Raw genomic sequence first — 20,091 nt, 5'->3', positions numbered from 1 at the left:
AATGAGGGGGCGGGCCGGTGTGCCTGTTGTCGCCTATTCTGCAGCGTGTTTGGTGCCGCACCCGCAACCATAGTGCTTGTCTCGGCTGGTCTTGCCGATCCCGGGGTTGAAGCTGTTGGTGGGGTCCAGCGCCTCGTAGTGGGCCTTGAGCGCGGGCTTGGCCGCATAGAGGTGGCCGACGTTGTGTTCCGCCGGATACTCTGCGCCGCGCTGATCCAGCAGCGCCAGCATCTGGGCCTTCAGCGCCTTTGCGTCCACGCCCTTTTTCACGATGTAGTCTTGGTGGAACACGTGGCAGAAGAAGTGGCCATAGTACATCTTGGCCACCAGTTTGTCATCGATTTCGGGCGGCAACACCTCCAGCCAGTCGCGGTCGTTGCGTTTCAGGGCGATGTCGAGAGCCAGGATATCCTCGACCGTGCCGGGGTTCACCGCCTGATAGCGCACGGCGGCCCCTGCGGCGGCAAAGCGGTGCAGGCCCGCCAGCTTGGCCTCGCGCGCGTCACACAGAAACCAGCCGTCCGGCCCCACAGTGTCGTTCAGGATCGCCTCGGTCCCCGGAGCACATTGTCCCGAGACCTTGAGGATCAGGTGATGTTCGAACGACTTGCGGTAGGCGGTCATCCGTTTGGGCAGGGCATTGGGCAGCAGGCGCGTAATGCCCTGCATCACCCGGTCCACCATGTTGTGCGGCAGCAGGGGCAGCTTGTTCAACCGCGCGTCCAGCCAGCCCTTCATGGCGAAGATCAGGGGCAGCTTGTCGGTGCCCAGCCAGTCGATCATCATCAGGGTGTCCTTGCCGTAGTCCCGGCTGATGTCATAGCAGTCGCGGTGCAGGTATTCACCGGACACGGGCAGTCCGGGCAGTTCGGTCAACATGCGCCGGCGCAGGGTGGTCAGGTCGGCGGGGGTGTTGGTGCCGATGTAGTAGACCTTTTCGCCGGTCTCGATGGGGAAGGTGTCCAGGCGTACGGCAAAGACCGCCAGCTTGCCCGCACATCCAGACGCCTCGTGCAGGGTGCGGGCGTCGGCGTTGAACCGGGCGGGGCTGTCGGCGTCCACGTCCGACACCCGCGCGCTGTAGCCGTCATCGCTGGCGCGGCCTGCGTTGTGGTCCACGTCAGCGGCGGTGAAGTCGCCCTTGTCCAGACGGGCCAGCATATCCTCGGGGTCCGTGCCAAGGTTGATGCCCAGATGGTTTACCATCTCCAACTGTCCCCGTGGGGACACCTGCGCATAAAGGGACAATTCGGTAAAGGACGGCCCGCGCTGGACCAAGGACCCGCCAGAGTTGTTGCAGACCCCGCCCATGACGCTGGCCCCGATGCAGGAGGAGCCGATCACGGAATGGGGCTGGCGGCCCAAGGGGGCCAGGGCCTTTTCCAGCTGAAACAGGGTGCCGCCGGGATGGCTGATGATCTGGCGTCCCTCGTCCAACAAGTGGATCTGGTTCATCCGCTTGGTCGAGATGATCACCACGTCCCGGTCATAGGTGCCCTTGGGGGTGGACCCTTCGGTCAGGCCGGTGTTGGCCGCCTGCATGATCACGATCTTGTCGGCGGCCACACAGGCCTGCAACACGCGCCACATTTCTACAAGGGATCCGGGCACGCAGACGGCAATCGCGTCCCCTTCGCCGGATCGGAACCCCTTGCGGAACCGCTCCGTATCCCGCGCCGAGGTCAGGATGTGGCGCGCGCCCACCGCCTGGGTGAGTGTGGCGATCAGGGCGTCGTTGGCGGTCGGGTCCATGGCGGGGTCCATCTGCGAATATGGTTGGCTGGCGTGGTCAAGTTTGTTTACCACTTGGGTCTTGCTTTACCTACCACCTTGGGCAAAGGATGCAATCGAGCCAGATCAAATGCTCCGATAGGTCGCAGCCCGCGGCCCCCTGCGCAAAGGCCCGCCATGACCCAGACAGATGCCCTTTTTGATCCCGTGTCCCCGGAACCCGTCGCCGATCTGGTGGTGCGCCAGATCGAGGACATGATTGTGCAGGGCATTCTGGAGGAAGGCACGCGCATGCCGTCGGAACGGGACCTGTCCGACCGTCTGGGCGTGTCGCGGCCCAAGGTGCGTGATGCCCTGAAGGCCCTTGAGGAAGGCGGGTTGGTTACCGTCCGCCACGGCGAGGGCACCTTCATCGCGCAACTGTCGGGCCAAGCCATGTCGCCTGCGCTGATCGCGCTGTATGCGCGGCAGGGTCGTGCGTTCAACGACTACCTCGAATACCGGCGGGAGCAGGAGGCCTTTGCCGCCCGCCTTGCCGCCACCCGCGCCACGCCTGCGGATCACACGGCGATCCAGCGGGCCCTGACCGCGTTGGAGGATGCGGAGGCTTCGGGCGATCAAGCCGCCTCGATGGAGGCGGACACCGTCTTTCACACCGCACTTGTGCGCGCCAGCCACAACGCCATGCTGATCCACATGATGGCGTCCTGCTATGACCTGACCCGGCGCGGGGTGTTCTACAACCGCGACTACCTGCGCACCCTTGACGGCAGCGGGGCCGCCCTGATGGACCAGCACCGCGCCATTGCCCATGCGGTTTTGGCGGGGCAGGCCGAGGCCGCCGGGCAGGCGGCGACCGCGCATATGGATTTCGTCGCGGCCAGCTTTCGCGCGGGGCAGGAACGGGCGCAGCGCCTGAAAATTGCCCAAAAGCGCGAGATGGCCGATGCCTTGAAAGGGCGCTAGATCCCGATGTAGCGGCCTGTCACCTCGGGCGTCAGAGCGGCCACATCCCCGGACCAGACAGACCGTCCCCGCTCTAGGATCACGCCCCGGTCCACGACCCGCGCCATTTCCGCCAGCGATTTGTCGATCAGAAGGATCGCCATGCCGGTGTCGGATTTCAGCCGCGCGATGGCGTCCCAGATTTCCGCGCGCACCAGGGGGGCAAGGCCCTCGGTCGCTTCGTCCAGAACCAGCAGGCGGGGGTTGGTCATCAGGGCGCGGGCAATGGCCAGCATCTGCTGCTCTCCGCCCGACAGGCTGCCGGCCCGTTGCGCGCGCCGTTCGGCAAGGCGGGGAAACAGCCCCTCCACCGCGCGCTGGTCCCAAGGGCCGGGGCGGGCGGCGGCGATCAGGTTCTCGGTCACGGTCAGGTCGCGGAAGGGGCGTCGCCCCTCGGGCACCAGACCGATGCCCAGCTGTGCGGCCTTGTGCGAGGGCAGGGCGTGCAGGTCCCGGCCCGCAAAGGTCAGCGTTCCTTGGGCCGCCATCATGCGCGTGATGCAGCGCACGGTGGTCGTCTTGCCCATCCCGTTGCGGCCCATCAGGGCCACGACCTCGCCCTCGGCCACGGAAAGGGACACGTCGAACAGGGCCTGGGCCGGGCCGTAAGCGGCCGCTAACCCTTGGACATCCAGCAGGGTCATGGCGCATCCCCCAGATAGGCGGCGCGCACGTCCCTATCGGCGCGGATCTGGTCGGGCGTGCCCGTGGCAATCACCCGGCCATAGACCAGCACGCTGATCCGGTCGGCCAGGGCAAACACCGCGTCCATGTCGTGTTCTACCAGCAGGATTGGCGCCTCGGCCCGCAGGCCATCCAGCAGGGTCGTCAGATGCTTGGATCCTTCCGCCCCCAATCCCGCCATGGGTTCATCCATGACAAAGGCCGTAGGCGTAAGGGTCAGGGCCACGGCGACCTCTAGCTGACGGCGCTGGCCGTGGGACAGGTCGGCCACGCGGGTGGCGCGGGCGTCTTGCAGGCCCACGCGGGAAAGGGCCGCCTCTGCCGCCTCGACTGCCCTGCGGTCCGACAGGGCAGGCCGCCAGAAAGACCACGGCGTGCCCATCGCCCCCAGGACGGCGTTTTGCAGCACCGTATCCTCCATGGCGAGGGAGGTGATCTGGAACGTACGGCCCAGCCCGGCGCGTGCGCGGGCAGGTGGGGGCAGGGCGGTGATATCGGCCCCATCCAGATGAACGCTGCCGGCGTCCGGTGTCAGCCCGCCGCAGATCTGTGCGATCAGCGTGGTCTTGCCCGCACCATTGGGGCCGATCACCGCGTGGATCTCGCCGGCCCGCAGGTCAAGGCTGATCGCGTCGCTGGCCAGCAGCGCCCCGAAGCGTTTGGTGATGCCCTTGGTTTGCAGCACGGTCATTGCGAACGCTCCGGCCGGGACAACAGGCCGATCAGGCCGCCGCGGCTGAACAACACGATTGCAAGCAGCAGCAGCCCAAGGGCGATTTGCCAATAGTCGCTAAAGCCCCCCAGCAGGTGTTCCAGCGCCACGAACAGCATCGCCCCGACCACAGGGCCGAACAGGCGCGCAACGCCGCCGATGATGCAGAACACGATGAACTCACCGCTGATTTGCCAGCTGAACATGGTGGGGGCCACAAACCGGTTCAGGTCCGCGAACAACGCCCCCGCCAGCCCCGTAATCGCGCCCGAGATCACAAGGGCGATCAGGCGCAACCGGAAGGGGGACAGGCCCACGGTCTGTGCCCGCGCGGGCGATTGGCGCGCGGCGTTCAGGGCAAGCCCGAAGGGCGAGCGGATCAGGCGTGCGTTGACCCACAGGACCGCCAGCAGGATCGCAAGGCACAGGCCGTAGAACTGCAGGGGCACCAGCGTGTTGAGCCCCGGAAAGTCGTTGCGCACCCAGATCGACAACCCGTCCTCGCCCCCGTAGGCCGGCCATGAAATGGCGAAGTAATAGAACATCTGCCCAAAGGCGAGCGTGATCATGATGAAATAGACCCCGCCCGTGCGCAGGGACAGCAGGCCAATGACCAGCGCCACAAGGGCCGAAATGGCCACCGCCACCAGCCAGATGATCGGCATGAACTTGGTGCCCTCGGTGCCCATAAGGGGCGTAAAGGTCTGCGCGTGGTAGGCGAGGATCCCCATGGCATAGCCGCCGATCCCGAAATAGACCCCGTGGCCCAGGGACACGAGGCCGCCCCAGCCCAGGGCGATGTTCAGCCCCACTGCGGCCAGCGCAAAGATCACAGCGCGGGTGGCCAGGGTGATTAAGAACGGCTCTGACGCGATATGGGCCACCACGGGGCCGATGATCAGGACAGCGATCAGGGTGATGTTGATCCAGCGTTCGGTCATGGGCGTGCTCCGAACAGGCCGGTGGGCCGCCAGATCAGGACGGCGGCCATCAGGATATAGATCAGCATGGAGGCCAGCGCTGACCCGGCCGAGGCGGCGGCACTTGCGTCCGTGAACAGGGCAAAGAGTTGCGGCAGAAAGATGCCGCCCAGCGTATCGGTCAACCCCACAAGGATCGACCCCACCAGCGCGCCCTTGATCGACCCGATGCCGCCGATGACGATCACGACGAAGGCGAGGATCAACACAGGTTCTCCCATGCCGACCTGCACGGACTGGATCGCGCCGACCAGTGCACCCGCCAGCCCCGCCAGCCCCGCGCCCAAGGCAAAAACCAGCGTATAAAGCCGGCTGATGTCCACGCCGAGGGCGGCAATCATTTCGCGGTCGTTTTCACCGGCGCGGATCTGGATGCCAAGGCGGGTGCGGGTGATCAGCAGGCCAAGGCCCACGGCCACGGCCAGACCGGCGGCAATCAGCGCAAGACGGTAGGCGGGGTACTGGATACCGCCCAGGGACACCGGGCCGGACAGGGCGTCGGGCACGTCGAGGAACAAGGGAAACGACCCGAACACCCACCGCGTGCCCTCGCTGAAGATCAGGATCAGGGCGAAGGTGGCAAGGACCTGGTCCAGGTGGTCCTTGTCGTACAGCCGCCGGATCACGACCTTTTCCACGATCGCCCCCGCCATGGCCGCCGCCATCAGGGCCGCCACCAGCGCCAGCACGAAGGACCCGGTCCACCCCGCCACCGCCGCCGCCGCGAAGGCCCCGATCATATACAGCGACCCATGGGCCAGATTGATCAGGCCCATGACGCCAAAAATCAGCGTCAGGCCCGCTGCTGTCAGAAACAGCATCACGCCGAATTGCAGGCCATTCAGGACCTGCTCGATCAAAAGAACCAGTGTCATGGGGGGCGACATAGGGCCGGGTTGCCCCGGCCCCAGGGGCTACATGTTGCAATCGGCGGCGTAGGCGTCGCCGTGGTCGGTCAGGGCCGTGCCGATGATGCGGTTGGTGAACACGTCACCTTCCTGGATCACCTCGCGCACGTAGATGTCCTGGATCGGGTGGTGGTTGTTGCCGAACCGGAAATCCCCGCGCGTGCTGTCAAAATCGGCCGCCTTCAGGGCCGCGCGGAAGGCATCTGCATCCCCCACTTGATCCATGGCCGAGATCAGCAGGTTCGCCGTGTCAAACCCCTGGCTTGCGTAAAGCGAGGGCAGGCGCCCGTATTCCGCCTGGAAGGTCTCGACAAAGGCCGCGTTCGTGGGGTTGTCGATGTCCTTGCTCCACTGGCTGGTGTTCACCACGCCAAGGGCCGCATCGCCCACCGCTTGCAGGATACCCTGGTCAAAGCTGAAGGCGGGACCGACCAGCGGGATATCCACGCCGGAGGCCGCATATTGCTTCATGAACGAAATGCCCATGCCGCCGGGCAGGAAGAAGAACACTGAATCCGCACCGGAGGCGCGGATTTGCGCGATCTCGGCGGCGTAGTCGGTCTGGCCCAGCTGGGTAAAGACCTCGCCCGCCAGATCGCCCTCATACATCCGCTTGTAGCCTGCCAGCGCGTCCTGGCCCGCCGGATAGTTGGGGGCCATGATGAAGGAATTTGTCAGCCCTGCGGTGTTGGCATATGCGCCCGCAGCCTCGTGCAGGTTGTCGTTTTGCCAGGCCACGTTGAAATAATTGGGGTGACAGTTGCGCCCGGCCAGGGCCGAAGGGCCCGCGTTGGGGGACAGATAGAACTTGCCCTGCGCGGTCACGCTGGGGATGACGGCCATGGCAAGGTTGGAAAAGATGATGCCGGTCAGAACGTCGACCTGTTCCGATTGCACCATCTTGTCGGCCAGTTGCACGGCCACGTCGGGCTTGCGCTGGTCATCCTCGATCACAACCTCGATGTCGTCGCGGCCCGATTGCGCCACGGCCAGCATGAACCCGTCGCGCACGTCGATGCCAAGGCCCGCGCCCCCGCCCGAAAGGGTGGTGATCATGCCGACCTTCACGTCGGCTGTGGCGGTTGTGGCGCCTGCGGCCAGTGCAGCGGCGCAGACAGCGCCCGTCAGAATGGATTTCAATGTCATGGTGATTCCCCGTTGTCCCCTAGAACGCCTTGAATGTCAGCGTTGTCAGCGTGCGCTCGATCCCGTCGATATCGAGCAGATTCTCGTTGATGTATTTGCCGATGTCATCCTCTGCCGGGATGTACATCTTTAGCAGCAGGTCATACTCGCCGCTGGTGGAATACAGCTCTGAATGGATTTCGCGCAGGGCAATGGCATCGGCCACCGCGTATCCCGTGCCGGGCCGACAGCGAATGCTTACGAACACACAATTCATCAAATGCTCCTCCCACAGGCGAAGTGCCTTGCGCGAAGGCTGGCCTAGGTTTCGGGGAAAGGCAACCGGCTTTGCATGTCGGTTTCCGCGACAGGCCCCCTTGCGTTTTCCAATTCCCGCTTCAAAGATGCATCCACAAATTCAGGGAGACTACAGATGAAACTGACGACGACCCTTTTGTCGGCCACATTGCTGACATCCATGGTGGCAGGTGCCGCCAATGCCGAGACCTTGCGGTGGGCACGCGCGGGCGACAGCCTGACACTGGACCCTCACGCCCAGAACGAAGGCCCGACCCACACCCTGGCCCACCAGATCTACGAGCCGCTGATCATCCGCGATCATTCCGGCGCGTTCCAGCCTGCGCTGGCCACCGATTGGGCCCCCAAGGCCGATGATCCCAGCGTCTGGGTGTTCAACCTGCGCCAGGGCGTGACCTTCCACGATGGGTCCGCCTTCACTGCCGAGGATGTGGTGTTCAGCTTCGAACGGGCCCAGTCCGACGATTCCAACATGAAAGAGCTGATCAACTCCATCGTCGAGGTCCGCGCCGTGGACGACCACACGGTCGAGATCGTCACCGATGGGGCGAACCCGATTCTGCCCTCGAACCTGACCAACCTGTTCATGATGGACAAAACATGGACCGAGGCGAACAACACGGTAAAGGTGCAGGACACCGATGGCGGCGAGACGACCTTTGCCACCACCAACGCAAACGGCACCGGTGCCTTCCGCCTTGTGTCGCGTGAACCTGACGTGCGCACGGTTCTGACCCAGAACGCCGATTACTGGGGCATGGACCAGTTCCCGATGGAGGTGACGGAAATTATCTACACCCCCATCCAGAACGCAGCCACCCGCGTGGCCGCCCTGTTGTCCGGTGAGGTCGACTTTATCCAGGACGTACCCGTCCAAGACCTGACCCGCGTGGGCAACACCGATGGTCTGGTGGTGAAAACCGCACCGCAAAACCGGGTGATCTTCTTCGGTCTGAACTCTGGCGCTGCCGATATCGAGGCGGACGACGTGGACGGGGCCAACCCGTTGGCGGATGTGCGTGTGCGCAAGGCGATGAACATGGCGATCAACCGCGATGCGATCAAACAGGTCGTGATGCGCGGCCAATCCGCCCCCGCGGGCATGATTGCACCGCCCTTCGTCAACGGCTGGACCGCCGAGATGGACGCCGAAGCCATGACCGATGTCGAGGCCGCAAAGGCGCTGATGGCCGAGGCAGGCTATGCGGACGGGTTCTCGATCCGTCTGGATTGCCCCAACGACCGCTACGTCAACGACGAGGCGATCTGTCAGGCCGCCGTGGGCATGTTGGCGCAGATCGGCATCACCGTGAACCTGGACGCCAAGCCCAAGGCGCAGCACTTCCCGCTGATCACCACGGCGCAGACCGACTTCTACATGTTGGGCTGGGGCGTGCCGACCTACGATTCCGAGTATATCTTCAACTTCCTCGTGCACGGGCGTGAAGACAGCATCGGAACCTGGAACAACACCGGCTACGACAATGACGAGTTGGACACGATGATCAAATCGCTGGCCTCCAACACGGACCTTGAGGCGCGCAATGCCGATATCGCCAAGATCTGGCGTGTCGTGCAGGATGAACAGCTGTACCTGCCCATCCACCACCAGGTTCTGAACTGGGGCATGTCCACCAGCGTCGGCACCGAAGTGTCGCCCGAGGATGACCCGAAGTTCAAGTTCTTCACCATGAACTGATCCTGGCCCTGGCCAGGACAGGGCCGTCCCACCCGGGGCGGCCCTTTTGCGTTAAGGGGGAAAGACATGCGCGCCGTTTTGATCGTACTGACCCTGCTAGCGGGACCCGCCGCCGCCCAATCCGCCGCCGAGGTGGCCTTTGCCAAGGACCTGCTGGCCCGGGCGCAGGCCCCGTCCTTTGAAACCAACCGTGAACACTGCGGCACCATTGGTGTGGATGAAAACGGCCGCCTGCTGGCCAGTCGCATCCGCCGGGGCCGCGCTGACAGCTGCCAGCCGTTTGCCCGGCGCGACGTCACCGTCATCGCCAGCTACCACACCCACGGGGCCTTTCACCCCGACGCCGACAGCGAGGTGCCCAGCCCCGACGACATGTACGCCGATATGGCCGAAGGGGTGGATGGTTGGATCAGTACCCCCGGTGGGCGGCTGTGGTTCATCGACGGACAGGCCGGTGTTGCACGGATGATCTGCGGCCTCGGCTGCCTGCCCCAGGACCCGGATTTCGAACCCGGTTTCATGGGCCCGATCCCGGACAGATTTACGGTTGATCAACTGGAACGATTTTTCGACTATTGATCACGCGGAGTTGAAGTGACGCAGGGCAAGGCTATCGTCACGATCAAGCTGATAGAAAACACCAATCCAAACGGGGGATCATCATGAAACATCTAACAAGCGCCACGGCGCTGGTGCTGCTGTTGGCGCAAGGCGCTGTGGCCGAAGAGTTCACTTGGGCGGGCACCACCGACCCGCAGACCATGGACCCCCACGCCGTGAATTCGGCCCCCGTGCTGGGCTTTCTCAACAACGTATACGAAGGGCTTGTGCGGCGCGGCAAGGATATGTCCGTGGAACCCGCCCTTGCCACCAGCTGGGCCCCCATCGGCGCGGGCGAGGGCTGGCGCTTTAACTTGCGTCAGGGCGTGACCTTCCAGGACGGGGCGGCCTTCACCGCCGAGGATGTGCTGTTCAGCTATCAACGCGCCAGTGACGAGGCGTCCGACACCCGGTCCTGGTTCGCGCCTGTGTCCGAGGTGATCGTGGTGGACGACTTCACAGTCGATATCATGACAAACGCCCCCAACCCCCTGTTCCCCGACAGCATCGCCAACTGGATGATCATGGACAAGGATTGGGCCGAGGCGAACAACGCGACCCTGCCCGACAAAGAGGCGGGCAATTACGCGACCCTGAACACCAACGGCACCGGCGCCTTCCGGGTGACGGAACGGCAGCCGGGCCTGACCACCACACTGGAACCCCACGCGGGCTGGTGGGGTGAGGTGGAACACAACATCACTCGCGCCACCTTCACGCCGATCCAGAACTCTGCCACCGCAGTCGCCGCGCTGTTGTCGGGGGATGTGGACATGATCAACCCCGTGCCGATCCAGGACGCCGCCCGCCTGTCGGGCCGCGATGACGTCAAGGTCATCCAAGGGATCGAGGCGCGGGTGATCATGTTTGGTTTTGGCCATGACCATGATACGCTGAAATACGGCGACACCGTCGGCGCACCCAACCCGTTCCAAGACGCACGCGTCCGCGAGGCGGTCGCCAAATCCATCAACGTGGACGCGATCCTGCAAACCATCATGCGCGGGAACGCCGAGGCCGCCAGCCAGCTGGTCAGCCCCGCCATGCGCGGCTTCTCGGACGCCAATGCGGACCGCCCCGCGTTCGATCCAGACGGCGCGCGTGCCCTGTTGGCCGAGGCAGGCTATGCAGATGGGTTTTCGTTCGGGATGAAATGCCCCAACAACCGCTACCTGAACGACGAGGCTGTGTGTCAAGCCGCCGTTGGTATGTTGGCCCAAGTGGGGATGACCGCGCAGTTGGACGCCATGCCCGTGTCGAACTACTGGCCCGAACTGCGCGCCGACAACTTTGACATGTACCTGCTGGGCTGGTCCCCCGGCACGTTTGACCACGAACACCCCGTCCGATTCCTGGTGACCACGCCCAATGCGGAAAAAAGCTGGGCTCATGGAACTTCGGCGGCTTCTCGGACGCCCGCGTGGACGAACTGTTGCCCATGATCCAGTCCGAGATTGACGACACCAAGCGTCAGGCCATGATCGATGAAACCACGGCCATCTATCAGGACGCCCACGCCTATGTGCCCCTGTATGTGCAACCGCTGGTGTGGGGGGCGCGGGCCAATGTGGATCTGACCCAACGGCCAGATAACTTCTTTATCCTGCGGTGGGTAACAGTTAACTAAGCGTCAAAGTCCAAAGAGGGCGGCGCGCGGGGCATTGACCTTGCGCGCCGCCCTTGTCACGTTCGGGCGACAGCAGGGGGGCACATGCTCGCATACATTATCAGGCGCATTGCGCAGTCGATCCTTGTGCTTCTGGCCGTGGGTCTGGTCGCGTTTTCCATGTTCACCTTCGTGGGCGACCCCATCGACAACATGCTGGGTCAGGAACGCACCCAAGAGGATATCGACCGTCTGCGCGAACAGCTGGGCTTGGATCAGCCGTTTGTCGTGCAATACTATCGGTTCCTTGAAAACGCGGCGCAGGGCAATTTCGGTATTTCCTATCGCCAAGGCCGCCCCGTGGCCGAGATCATCGCGGAACGAGCGCCGGCCACGCTGGAACTGGCGGCGGTGTCCGGGGCCATGGCGATCATCTTTGGCATCGGGTTGGGCGTGTTCACGGCCATCCGGCGTGACGGGTTCGCGGCCAATGCGATTATGACCATTTCCTTGTTGGGGGTCTCTCTGCCGACGTTTTTGATCGGGATCCTGCTGATCTACCTCTTCTCGGTCACGCTGGGCTGGTTGCCCAGTTTCGGGCGCGGAGAGGTGGTGGATCTGGGCGGCTGGACCACCGGGTTCCTGACCGCCAGCGGCCTGAAGGCGTTGATATTGCCCGCCATCACCTTGGGTCTGTACCAGTTGACCCTGATCATGCGCTTGGTCCGCTCCGAAATGCTGGAGGTTCTGCGCCAGGACTACATCCGCTTTGCCCGCGCACGGGGCCTGCGCGACCGGGCTGTGCACTTTCGCCACGCCTTGAAAAACACCATGGTGCCCGTGATCACGATCACTGGCCTGCAGGTCGGCTCCATCATCGCCTTTGCCATCATCACCGAGACGGTGTTCCAGTGGCCCGGTGTGGGCCTGTTGTTCATCAACGCGGTGCAGTTCGTGGACATCCCCGTCATGGCCGCCTACCTGATGTTGATTTCCGTGATGTTCGTGATGATCAACCTGATCGTCGATCTGCTCTATTTTGCAATTGATCCCCGCCTGCGCGTGGACCGTGGGGGAGGGCACTGACATGACCCGTTTCGCAAAGGCCTGGGACAGTGATCTGGCCTATAAATTCCGCACGTCGCCCGTGGCCATCGTCTCGCTGGCGGTGACGCTGGTGCTGGTGCTGTCGGCGATCTTTGCGCCGCTGATCGCGCCGCACGATCCCTTTGATCCGGCCAGCCTGAACCTGATGAACGGCTTCTCCGCGCCGATGACACCGAATGCTTTCACGGGTGAGGTGTTCTGGCTGGGCACTGACGACCAAGGCCGCGACGTGTTTTCGACGATCCTGTACGGGATGCGCATATCCCTGTTCGTGGGCTTCGCGGCGGTGATGTTCGCACTGGTCTTGGGCGTCACGCTGGGCCTGATCGCGGCCTATGTGGGCGGCTGGGTCGAGACGATCATCATGCGCGTGGCCGACGTGCAGCTGACGTTCCCGGCGATCCTTGTGGCCATGCTGATCTTTGGCATCGCCAAGGGGATCACCCCGCCCGAACACCGCGACCAAGTGGCCATCTGGGTGCTGATCATCGCCATCGGCCTGTCGGACTGGGTCCAGTTCGCGCGGGTGGTGCGGGGGGCCACGCTGGTGGAGAAGAACAAGGAATACGTGCAAGCCGCCCGCCTGATCGGGCGCAAGCCCGGGGCGATCATGCTGCGCCACATCCTGCCCAATGTGCTGTCGCCGGTGCTGGTCATTGCAACGATTTCGCTGGCGCTTGCCATCATCGCCGAGGCGACCCTGTCGTTCCTGGGCGTCGGCGCGCCCCCCACCCAGCCCAGTTTGGGCACCCTGATCCGCATCGGCCAAGGCTTCCTGTTTTCGGGCGAGTGGTGGATCATCCTGTTCCCTGCCGCCACGCTGCTGACGCTGGCCTTGTCGGTCAACCTGTTGGGCGACTGGCTGCGCGATGCCCTGAACCCGAGGTTGCGCTGATGCCGCGTCAGTCTTTCAAAGCAGCAAAGCGCGCGATCCGGTCCAGTTGGGGGGCCATGGTGCACCACTCATCCTCGTGGGTCAGTACCCAATGGGTGTCTTGCAGGTCTGCGGGGATCACGATGCGGCCCGGGGTCATCTCGACCCCGTCAAGGGCAATGATGTTGAGGAACAGGGCAATGGCTTCGGCAGATAGGCACATGGGAAGGTCTCCTGAGTGGTGCGTTTCAAAGCACGCCACGCCCCCCATCGCAGCGCTGATCCCAGACTAGGACTGCGCCGTCATGATGCAGATCGCATTTTGCTGCGCTGCGGCAATAAGGTCAACATAACTGACGCTTTGCCTTTTCATCCATCGCCGTTGCCTAAAATTTCAGCACACTCGGAGGGCCGAAATGCCTGATCCTGTCCTCTCTTTGCGCGATCTGGTCGTCGAAATCCCCACGCGCCACGGTATCCTGCGGCCCGTCGACGGCGTGACCTACGACATTCATGCCGGTGAAATCGTGGGCATCGTGGGCGAATCCGGCGCGGGCAAATCCATGGCCGGCAACGCCGTCATCGGCCTGTTGACCCGCCCCGCCCATGTCAAATCCGGCGAGATCTGGCTGGGCGACACCCGCATCGATGGCCTGGAGGGTGAGGACATGCGCCGCCTGCGCGGCAAGGACATCGGCATGGTGTTCCAAGACCCGCTGACCTCGCTCAATCCTCTGCTGCGGATCGGGGACCAGCTGACCGAAACCATGCTGGCCCACCTGGACATCACCGAGGCCGAGGCGCGCCAACGCGCCATCGCAGCCCTGGACGAGGTTGGCATCCCCGGCGCGGCCCAACGCATCGACAGCTACCCCCATGAGTTTTCCGGCGGTATGCGCCAGCGGGTCGTCATCGCCCTTGCCTTGTGCGCCGAACCCAAGCTGATCATCGCGGACGAACCCACCACCGCGCTGGATGTGTCGGTGCAGGCACAGATCATCGCCCTGCTGAAACGCCTGTGCCGGGACAAGGGCACTGCTGTGATGCTGATCACCCACGACATGGGCGTCATTGCCGAGGCGGCCGACCGCGTCGCCGTGATGTACGCGGGCCGACTGGCCGAAATCGGCCCCGTGCGCGACGTAATCCAGACCCCGCAGCACCCCTATACCTTTGGCCTGATGGGCTCGACCCCGCTCGCCAGCGCGGGCAAGGACCGGCTGCACCAGATCCCCGGCTCCATGCCGCGCCTTGGGGCCTTGCCCGAGGGCTGCGCCTTCAACCCGCGCTGTCCCAAGGCAGACGGCCAGTGCCGTACCGGCACCACCCCGCGCATCCAGGACACCGGCGGGCGCGCGGCCTGCTGGCACCCCATGAAGCAGGAGGGCGCGGCATGACCGCACTTGTCACCATCCGCGATCTGACGCGCGTGTTCGACGTGTCCAAACCCTGGCTGAACCGGGTGCTGGAACGCCGCCCCAAACAGTTCCTGACGGCCGTATCTGACGTGGATTTCGAGATCGAGGAAAAGACCATCTACGCGCTGGTGGGGGAGTCCGGGTCCGGCAAATCCACCATCGGCAAGATGCTGGTGGGGCTGCTCAAACCTTCGGAAGGGGCGGTGGAAATCGACGGGATCAACCTGTTCGAAGAACAGGACGCCGCCAAGGTGGACAAGGTTCGCTCCGATATCCAGATGATCTTTCAAGACCCCTACGCCAGTCTCAACCCCCGCTGGAAGGTCCGCGACATCATCGCGGAACCCGTCACCGCGCGGGGCGGCAAGGCGGCGGGACTGGCCGAGGCGCTGTTGGAAAAGGTGGGCCTGTCGGCGGCGGACGGCGATAAGTTCCCGCACGAGTTTTCCGGCGGCCAGCGCCAGCGGATCGGTATCGCCCGGGCCTTGGCGTCCGAGCCCAAGTTGATCGTATGTGACGAACCGACCTCTGCCTTGGATGTGTCGGTGCAGGCGCAGGTCCTGAACCTGATGAGCGACCTGAAGGACGATCTGGGCCTGACCTATCTGTTCATCAGCCATGACCTGACCGTGGTGCAACACATGGCCGACCGCATCGGCGTGCTGTATCTGGGGCGTCTGGTCGAAGAGGCCGCCCCGGGCGAACTGTTCGCGGACCCCAAGCATCCCTATACCCAGATGCTGCTGGCCGCTGCCCCCACCATGGACAATTTCGGGCGCGAGGTGGAACCGCCACAGGGCGAAATACCGGACCCGATCAACCCGCCCAAGGGCTGCGCCTTTCATCCGCGTTGCCCCATCGCCACGGATCGGTGCAGCGCAGAGCGACCCAAGATCCGGTCCGTGCGCGGGGCACGGGTGGCCTGCCATCTGGCAGAGTGATGCGCGCCGCCGACGTTCTGGCCCGCAGGCTGTACGCGGCGGGCTGTAGGCGGGCCTTTGGCATGCCGGGGGGCGAGGTGCTGACCCTGATCGACGCGCTGGAAGGGGCGGGGATCGAATTCATCCTGGCCAAACACGAAACCGCCGCAGGCTTCATGGCTGAAGGGGCGCACCACATGGACGGCGCGCCCGCGATCCTTGTGGCGACCGTTGGACCGGGGTTGATGAACGCCGTCAACGTCGTGGCCAATGCCGACCAAGACCGCGTGCCCCTGATCGTGCTGTCGGGCTGCATCGACGCCGATGACGCCCAGACCTACACCCATCAAGTGCTGGACCAGCGCGCGGTGTTGGGGCCGATCACCAAGGCGACCTTTACCCTGTCCGCAGGGGCGGCGGATGTGATTGCGGACAAGGCCCTCTCCATCGCGCTGGAGGGACGCGCGGGGCCGGTCCACATTGACGTGCCCATCGCGGTCGCCAAGGCCCCCGCCACCGACAGCGGACGGACCAGGCCTGCCGATGCGCCCGTGTCGGGCGACATGACCCATGCGCGTGCCGTGCTGGCCCGCGCGGAACGTCCCCTGATGATCATCGGTCTGGACGCCGTGCGCGAAGGGGCGGGCGATGCCCTGCGCACTTTCGTGGAGCGGCACCAGATGCCCTTTGTCACCACCTACAAGGCCAAGGGGATCATCCCCGAAGATCACCCCCTGTGTCTGGGCGGCGCCGGGTTGTCGCCTTTGGCCGATGCCCATCTGCTGCCGCTGGTGCGCGACGCGGATATGATCATCGCGGCGGGGTATGATCCGATCGAGATGCGCCCGGGCTGGCAGCACCCTTGGGACCTTGAAAAGACCCACCTGCTCGAGATCGTGCACGAGTCCAACCGCCATTGGATGCATTATGTGCACGAGTCCGTGGTGGGTTCGATCACCGGGACCTTGGCTGGTTTTGACGGGGTTGACCCTGTGGCCAGTGGCTGGGGCGACCGGGTGGCCGGGGCCAAGCAGGCGCTGGCGGCGGCCTTTGCCGGGGGCGATTGGGGGCCAGGTGCGGCCATGGAAGAGGCGCGCGCCGCCTTGCGCCAAGGCACTGTTATCACGGTGGATTCCGGCGCACACCGGATCTTGATCAGCCAGAAATGGACCTGTGACGGCCCGCGCCAGATGCTGCAATCCACGGGGCTGTGCACCATGGGCTGCGCCTTGCCACTGGCCATCGGGGCCAAGATCGCAGCCCCACATGTGCCGGTGGTGGCCTTCATGGGGGACGGCGGATTTCTTATGTCTCCGGGGGACTTAGCCACTGCGGCGGACTTGAATCTACCCGTGATTTTCGTGGTTTTCGTGGATGGAGAGCTAGCCTTGATCGACAAGAAGCAACGCACAATGCAATTGCCCAAGGCCGGTGTCGCCTTTGGACGGCACGACTATGCGGCCATTGGGCGGGCCTTCGGGGGGCAGGGGATCGACGTCAACTCGCGCACCGAAATGGCGGATGCGATTGGCAAGGCTCTGAAATCAAACACCTTTACGGTGATCGCGGTACATATCGAGGCAGGGGCCTATGATGGACGTATCTAAGGGTCCGCTGACTGGGGTGCGCGTGTTGGACCTGTCACGGATCCTGGCAGGGCCCACGGCGACCCAACTGCTTGGCGATCTGGGGGCCACGGTCTTGAAGGTCGAGAACCCCGCGACGGCGGGCGACGACACCCGCAGCTGGGGCCCGCCTTTCGTCGAAGGCACTGATATATCGACATATTTCCTGGCAGCCAACCGCAACAAACGCGCCATCGCAGTGGATATCAGCGACCCCGAAGGGCAGGCGTTTCTGCGCAATCTCGCCGGCGAAGCCGATATTGTGGTCGAGAATTTCAAACCCGGGGGCCTTGCGAAATACGGTTTGGACTACGCGGCACTGGCTGCCTTGAACCCGGCGTTGGTCTACTGCTCCATCTCGGGGTTTGGGCAAACGGGGCCGAACCGGTCCAAGCCCGGGTATGACCTGATGGCGCAAGGCTATGGCGGGATCATGTCTCTGACGGGTGAAGCGGACGCAGCCCCCTCCAAGGTTGGCGTAGCCGTCGCGGACGTGGTTTGTGGTCTCTATGCAGCCACGGGTATCCTCGCTGCCCTGCGCCATGCGGAGGCAACGGGGCAGGGACAGCAAATCGACCTTGCCCTTGTGGATACGCAAATGGCGTGGTTGATCAATCAGGGCACCGCCTATCTGAACACGGGCGAGGTCCCCACCCGGCGCGGCAATGCGCACCCCAACATCGTGCCTTACTCGGTCTATCCCTGTGCCGATGGTCATGTGATTTTGGCCGTTGGAAACGACGGGCAGTTTGCCCGTGCCATGGGGGCGCTTGGCCTACCTGCGCTGTCCCAAGACCCGCGGTTTGCGACCAATCCCGCCCGTGTGGCGCACCGAGAGGCGTTGGAGAACATTCTTGAACCGACGCTGAAGCGCTGGCCCGCTGCGGATCTGATTGCAGCGTTGGAGGCGGTTAAAGTGCCCGTTGGCCCGGTGCACAGGCTGGATCAGGTCTTTGCCACCGATCAGGCCATCGCCCGGGGCATGATCGTGGAGCAAGAGGGCGGGAGCGCACGCCTGCGGACCATCGGAAACCCGCTTAAATTCTCTGTCACCCCAGTGACTTACCGTCATGCGCCCCCGGCTTTTCCAACAGGGGACGCGCCAGACGATCCTTGGGACGATTGATTATTCGTAAGACACCGTGGGCAGGCCGGACCTGATCCAACCCGGTCCCGCGCGGGACCCGAGCATGCCCTCGGGCACGTCATAGACCTCCGAAAAACCGGCGCGCCACATGGACAGGCGCAGACGCGTGGACCGCCCGCCTGCGGCACAAATCAGGGCGACGGGTCTGTCCCGATCACCGCCCACAGCCTCCATCAACTTTTCGGTGAAATTGGGGTCTCGCAGGGCGATCAGTATAGCGTCCACCGCAACCCCGCTGGACCGCCATTCCCCAGGCTCTCGCACGTCGATCAGGGTCAGAGTGCCCTGCTGCATGCGGGCGTAGGCCTGCTGCACAGACAGATCCGTGCTGTTGGCATAGGCGGCACGGGGTAGGGTCATCGCGGCGAGGCTTACGAGGATGTGACGTCGGGACAGTTTCATGGGACCTCCTGTGTTGGAACCAAGGTAGGTCAAAATCGGATCACGTCAGCCCAACCGCTATGGCAATGGGTCTGTTTTGTACAAATGCACCTTCAATCCTCCGTGAGCGATGGGGGCGCCAAGGGGCAGAAACGGCAGCTCCATCGCCCGCGCAAGGCCGCCATCGCTGGTGATCATGCCCACGCGCCAGCCGCGAAACCGCTCACGCAGCACCGCACCCGCCCCCGCATACAGGCCGAAAAGGGGTTTGCGATTGCCGATGCGCGCACCATAGGGCGGGTTCAGCATGACGATGCCGGGTGGCCCCTTTGGCGGTGTCAGGTCGGCAATGGGCGCGCGCGTGAACTGGCACAGGTGGCCAACATCCGCGCGTGCGGCATTGGCCGCGGCCCCGTTGATGGCCCCTTGGTCCCGATCCGATCCGTAGAACCGTAAGGGGGTGTCCATCACCCCGGTGCGTAGCGCTGCAAAGCGCGCGGCATCGAAACTGGCCAGCTGTTCAAAGGCAAAGGCCCGGTTGCGCCCCGGTTGCAGCCCGGCGGCAATCTCGGCGGCCTCGATCACAAAGGTGCCCGACCCGCACATGGGGTCCACCACGGGCATCTGACCGCGATAGCCGCAATCGCGCAGAATCATGGCGGCCATGGTTTCGCGCAAGGGGGCCTTGCCCACGAACTCCTTCGCGCCGCGTTTGTGCAGCGGCGCGCCGGAGGTGTCGATGGACAGGGTACACAGGTCGTCTTCGATCCGGACTTTCAGGGTCATCGCGGCGTCTTGTGTGACGGTCGCGCCGAAGCCTTCGGTCAGCGCGCGTTCGATCCGCTGGGTTGCGGCACCGGCGTGGTAAATGCGCGATTTGCGGCAGGTCACCTCGACCTTGATGGGCACGTCAGCGCGCAGCGTGTCGGCCCACGGAAATTTGCGGGCCCGTTTGTCCAGCTGGGCAAGATGCATCGCCCGAAACGCACCAAGACGCACCAGCACACGGGTCGCACCGCGCAAGGATAGGTTGGCGCGCCAGACATCCTGCCACGTGCCCTTGCACGCAAGGCCACCAGCACTGGCGATGACGCCCGCCAAACCCAAGGCGCGCGCCTCATCCGCTAAGGGCGGTTCCAGTCCCGGGGGGACCACAAGATAGATATCCAATAGATCAGTCATGCTGGCCCTTTGCCCGAAATGATTGGCCATGGCGACCATAGATAAAAGTGTTTCTTTGGGGGGTTCTTA

The 20,091-nt window shown here is 64.1% G+C and carries 19 protein-coding genes and 1 pseudogene; 10 read left to right on the top strand and 10 right to left on the bottom strand.

Going from position 1 to position 20,091, the window contains the following annotated elements; genetic code table 11:
* Window positions 1-33 precede the first annotated feature (33 nt).
* Window positions 34-1,764 (bottom strand): D-lactate dehydrogenase, encoded by a 1,731-nt coding sequence (gene dld / locus ACZ1G0_RS11350; RefSeq protein WP_472737042.1) that lies wholly within the window; start codon window positions 1,762-1,764, stop codon window positions 34-36.
* Between the two features lie 144 nt (window positions 1,765-1,908).
* Between dld and ACZ1G0_RS11345 the strand changes: the two genes are divergently transcribed.
* Window positions 1,909-2,697 carry a FadR/GntR family transcriptional regulator gene (locus ACZ1G0_RS11345; RefSeq protein ID WP_472737041.1) on the top strand — a complete coding sequence of 263 codons (789 nt, stop codon included), beginning with the start codon at window positions 1,909-1,911 and terminating at the stop codon, window positions 2,695-2,697.
* On the opposite strand, the gene ACZ1G0_RS11340 is transcribed toward ACZ1G0_RS11345, so the two are convergent.
* Genes ACZ1G0_RS11340 through ACZ1G0_RS11315 form a run of 6 tightly spaced genes read right to left on the bottom strand, consistent with a single transcriptional unit; the run spans window position 2,694 to window position 7,425 of the window.
* A complete protein-coding gene (locus ACZ1G0_RS11340) occupies window positions 2,694-3,380 on the bottom strand; it encodes an ABC transporter ATP-binding protein (protein WP_472737040.1) in 687 nt (228 codons plus the stop codon). The genes ACZ1G0_RS11345 and ACZ1G0_RS11340 overlap by 4 nt on opposite strands.
* The gene (locus ACZ1G0_RS11335) at window positions 3,377-4,111 is read right to left on the bottom strand and encodes an ABC transporter ATP-binding protein (RefSeq protein ID WP_472737039.1); all 735 of its coding nucleotides are present in this window, start codon (window positions 4,109-4,111) and stop codon (window positions 3,377-3,379) included. The genes ACZ1G0_RS11340 and ACZ1G0_RS11335 overlap by 4 nt, the downstream gene beginning before the upstream one ends.
* Window positions 4,108-5,073 carry a branched-chain amino acid ABC transporter permease gene (locus ACZ1G0_RS11330; protein ID WP_472737038.1) on the bottom strand — a complete coding sequence of 322 codons (966 nt, stop codon included), beginning with the start codon at window positions 5,071-5,073 and terminating at the stop codon, window positions 4,108-4,110. The genes ACZ1G0_RS11335 and ACZ1G0_RS11330 overlap by 4 nt, the downstream gene beginning before the upstream one ends.
* The gene (locus tag ACZ1G0_RS11325; RefSeq protein WP_472737037.1) at window positions 5,070-5,987 is read right to left on the bottom strand and encodes a branched-chain amino acid ABC transporter permease; all 918 of its coding nucleotides are present in this window, start codon (window positions 5,985-5,987) and stop codon (window positions 5,070-5,072) included. Before ACZ1G0_RS11325 ends, ACZ1G0_RS11330 begins: the two co-directional genes overlap by 4 nt.
* Before the next feature lie 39 nt (window positions 5,988-6,026).
* Window positions 6,027-7,166, bottom strand: a complete 1,140-nt coding sequence (locus ACZ1G0_RS11320) for an ABC transporter substrate-binding protein (RefSeq protein WP_472737036.1) — start codon at window positions 7,164-7,166, stop codon at window positions 6,027-6,029.
* A 19-nt stretch (window positions 7,167-7,185) separates the two neighbouring features.
* On the bottom strand, window positions 7,186-7,425 hold the full coding sequence (locus ACZ1G0_RS11315) for an Lrp/AsnC ligand binding domain-containing protein (protein ID WP_472737035.1): 240 nt from the start codon (window positions 7,423-7,425) through the stop codon (window positions 7,186-7,188).
* Window positions 7,426-7,578: 153 nt separating this feature from the next.
* Here ACZ1G0_RS11315 and ACZ1G0_RS11310 point away from each other — a divergent pair, with 153 nt between their 5' ends.
* The 5 genes and pseudogenes from ACZ1G0_RS11310 to ACZ1G0_RS11290 all read left to right on the top strand — a co-directional run bounded on the left by ACZ1G0_RS11310 (window position 7,579) and on the right by ACZ1G0_RS11290 (window position 13,370).
* Entirely contained in the window at window positions 7,579-9,162 is a 1,584-nt protein-coding gene (locus ACZ1G0_RS11310) for an ABC transporter substrate-binding protein (protein ID WP_472737034.1), read from the top strand.
* 66 nt (window positions 9,163-9,228) lie between these two features.
* Window positions 9,229-9,741 (top strand): DUF4329 domain-containing protein, encoded by a 513-nt coding sequence (locus tag ACZ1G0_RS11305; RefSeq protein WP_472737033.1) that lies wholly within the window; start codon window positions 9,229-9,231, stop codon window positions 9,739-9,741.
* Between the two features lie 83 nt (window positions 9,742-9,824).
* Window positions 9,825-11,389: pseudogene (locus tag ACZ1G0_RS11300) on the top strand (ABC transporter substrate-binding protein).
* A gap of 84 nt (window positions 11,390-11,473) precedes the next feature.
* Window positions 11,474-12,454 carry an ABC transporter permease gene (locus ACZ1G0_RS11295; protein ID WP_472737032.1) on the top strand — a complete coding sequence of 327 codons (981 nt, stop codon included), beginning with the start codon at window positions 11,474-11,476 and terminating at the stop codon, window positions 12,452-12,454.
* Window position 12,455: 1 nt separating this feature from the next.
* Complete coding sequence (locus ACZ1G0_RS11290) at window positions 12,456-13,370, top strand: ABC transporter permease (protein ID WP_472737031.1); 915 nt, start codon at window positions 12,456-12,458, stop codon at window positions 13,368-13,370.
* 7 nt (window positions 13,371-13,377) lie between these two features.
* Here the strand turns inward: ACZ1G0_RS11290 and ACZ1G0_RS11285 are convergent, their stop codons facing one another.
* On the bottom strand, window positions 13,378-13,572 hold the full coding sequence (locus tag ACZ1G0_RS11285; protein WP_472737030.1) for a hypothetical protein: 195 nt from the start codon (window positions 13,570-13,572) through the stop codon (window positions 13,378-13,380).
* 193 nt (window positions 13,573-13,765) lie between these two features.
* Here ACZ1G0_RS11285 and ACZ1G0_RS11280 point away from each other — a divergent pair, with 193 nt between their 5' ends.
* The 4 genes from ACZ1G0_RS11280 to ACZ1G0_RS11265 are packed head-to-tail and all read left to right on the top strand — an operon-like array spanning window position 13,766 to window position 18,438.
* Window positions 13,766-14,746, top strand: coding sequence for an ABC transporter ATP-binding protein (locus tag ACZ1G0_RS11280; RefSeq protein WP_472737029.1), 981 nt, complete (start codon window positions 13,766-13,768; stop codon window positions 14,744-14,746).
* Complete coding sequence (locus ACZ1G0_RS11275; protein WP_472737028.1) at window positions 14,743-15,708, top strand: ABC transporter ATP-binding protein; 966 nt, start codon at window positions 14,743-14,745, stop codon at window positions 15,706-15,708. The genes ACZ1G0_RS11280 and ACZ1G0_RS11275 overlap by 4 nt, the downstream gene beginning before the upstream one ends.
* Window positions 15,708-17,294, top strand: coding sequence for a thiamine pyrophosphate-binding protein (locus ACZ1G0_RS11270; RefSeq protein WP_472737027.1), 1,587 nt, complete (start codon window positions 15,708-15,710; stop codon window positions 17,292-17,294). The genes ACZ1G0_RS11275 and ACZ1G0_RS11270 overlap by 1 nt, the downstream gene beginning before the upstream one ends.
* A complete protein-coding gene (locus ACZ1G0_RS11265) occupies window positions 17,281-18,438 on the top strand; it encodes a CaiB/BaiF CoA transferase family protein (protein ID WP_472737026.1) in 1,158 nt (385 codons plus the stop codon). Before ACZ1G0_RS11270 ends, ACZ1G0_RS11265 begins: the two co-directional genes overlap by 14 nt.
* Here the strand turns inward: ACZ1G0_RS11265 and ACZ1G0_RS11260 are convergent, their stop codons facing one another.
* Window positions 18,439-18,861 carry a rhodanese-like domain-containing protein gene (locus ACZ1G0_RS11260; protein WP_472737025.1) on the bottom strand — a complete coding sequence of 141 codons (423 nt, stop codon included), beginning with the start codon at window positions 18,859-18,861 and terminating at the stop codon, window positions 18,439-18,441.
* 57 nt (window positions 18,862-18,918) lie between these two features.
* The gene (locus ACZ1G0_RS11255; RefSeq protein ID WP_472737024.1) at window positions 18,919-20,022 is read right to left on the bottom strand and encodes a THUMP domain-containing class I SAM-dependent RNA methyltransferase; all 1,104 of its coding nucleotides are present in this window, start codon (window positions 20,020-20,022) and stop codon (window positions 18,919-18,921) included.
* Between the last annotated feature and the right edge of the window lie 69 nt (window positions 20,023-20,091).

It is taken from the genome of Thalassobacter sp. HA4-2, assembly GCF_055693705.1.
Note: the sequence above shows the minus strand (reverse complement) of the source record. Positions and strands in the feature narration are given on the sequence as shown.

Bases quoted from the DNA above. Each gene is read 5' to 3' on its own strand.
- dld (WP_472737042.1), bottom strand. From the start codon at position 1,764: ATGGACCCCGCCATGGACCCGACCGCCAACGACGCCCTGATCGCCACA.
- ACZ1G0_RS11345 (WP_472737041.1), top strand. From the start codon at position 1,909: ATGACCCAGACAGATGCCCTTTTTGATCCCGTGTCCCCGGAACCCGTC.
- ACZ1G0_RS11340 (WP_472737040.1), bottom strand. From the start codon at position 3,380: ATGACCCTGCTGGATGTCCAAGGGTTAGCGGCCGCTTACGGCCCGGCC.
- ACZ1G0_RS11335 (WP_472737039.1), bottom strand. From the start codon at position 4,111: ATGACCGTGCTGCAAACCAAGGGCATCACCAAACGCTTCGGGGCGCTG.
- ACZ1G0_RS11330 (WP_472737038.1), bottom strand. From the start codon at position 5,073: ATGACCGAACGCTGGATCAACATCACCCTGATCGCTGTCCTGATCATC.
- ACZ1G0_RS11325 (WP_472737037.1), bottom strand. From the start codon at position 5,987: ATGACACTGGTTCTTTTGATCGAGCAGGTCCTGAATGGCCTGCAATTC.
- ACZ1G0_RS11320 (WP_472737036.1), bottom strand. From the start codon at position 7,166: ATGACATTGAAATCCATTCTGACGGGCGCTGTCTGCGCCGCTGCACTG.
- ACZ1G0_RS11310 (WP_472737034.1), top strand. From the start codon at position 7,579: ATGAAACTGACGACGACCCTTTTGTCGGCCACATTGCTGACATCCATG.
- ACZ1G0_RS11305 (WP_472737033.1), top strand. From the start codon at position 9,229: ATGCGCGCCGTTTTGATCGTACTGACCCTGCTAGCGGGACCCGCCGCC.
- ACZ1G0_RS11295 (WP_472737032.1), top strand. From the start codon at position 11,474: ATGCTCGCATACATTATCAGGCGCATTGCGCAGTCGATCCTTGTGCTT.
- ACZ1G0_RS11290 (WP_472737031.1), top strand. From the start codon at position 12,456: ATGACCCGTTTCGCAAAGGCCTGGGACAGTGATCTGGCCTATAAATTC.
- ACZ1G0_RS11285 (WP_472737030.1), bottom strand. From the start codon at position 13,572: ATGTGCCTATCTGCCGAAGCCATTGCCCTGTTCCTCAACATCATTGCC.
- ACZ1G0_RS11280 (WP_472737029.1), top strand. From the start codon at position 13,766: ATGCCTGATCCTGTCCTCTCTTTGCGCGATCTGGTCGTCGAAATCCCC.
- ACZ1G0_RS11275 (WP_472737028.1), top strand. From the start codon at position 14,743: ATGACCGCACTTGTCACCATCCGCGATCTGACGCGCGTGTTCGACGTG.
- ACZ1G0_RS11270 (WP_472737027.1), top strand. From the start codon at position 15,708: ATGCGCGCCGCCGACGTTCTGGCCCGCAGGCTGTACGCGGCGGGCTGT.
- ACZ1G0_RS11265 (WP_472737026.1), top strand. From the start codon at position 17,281: ATGGACGTATCTAAGGGTCCGCTGACTGGGGTGCGCGTGTTGGACCTG.
- ACZ1G0_RS11260 (WP_472737025.1), bottom strand. From the start codon at position 18,861: ATGAAACTGTCCCGACGTCACATCCTCGTAAGCCTCGCCGCGATGACC.
- ACZ1G0_RS11255 (WP_472737024.1), bottom strand. From the start codon at position 20,022: ATGACTGATCTATTGGATATCTATCTTGTGGTCCCCCCGGGACTGGAA.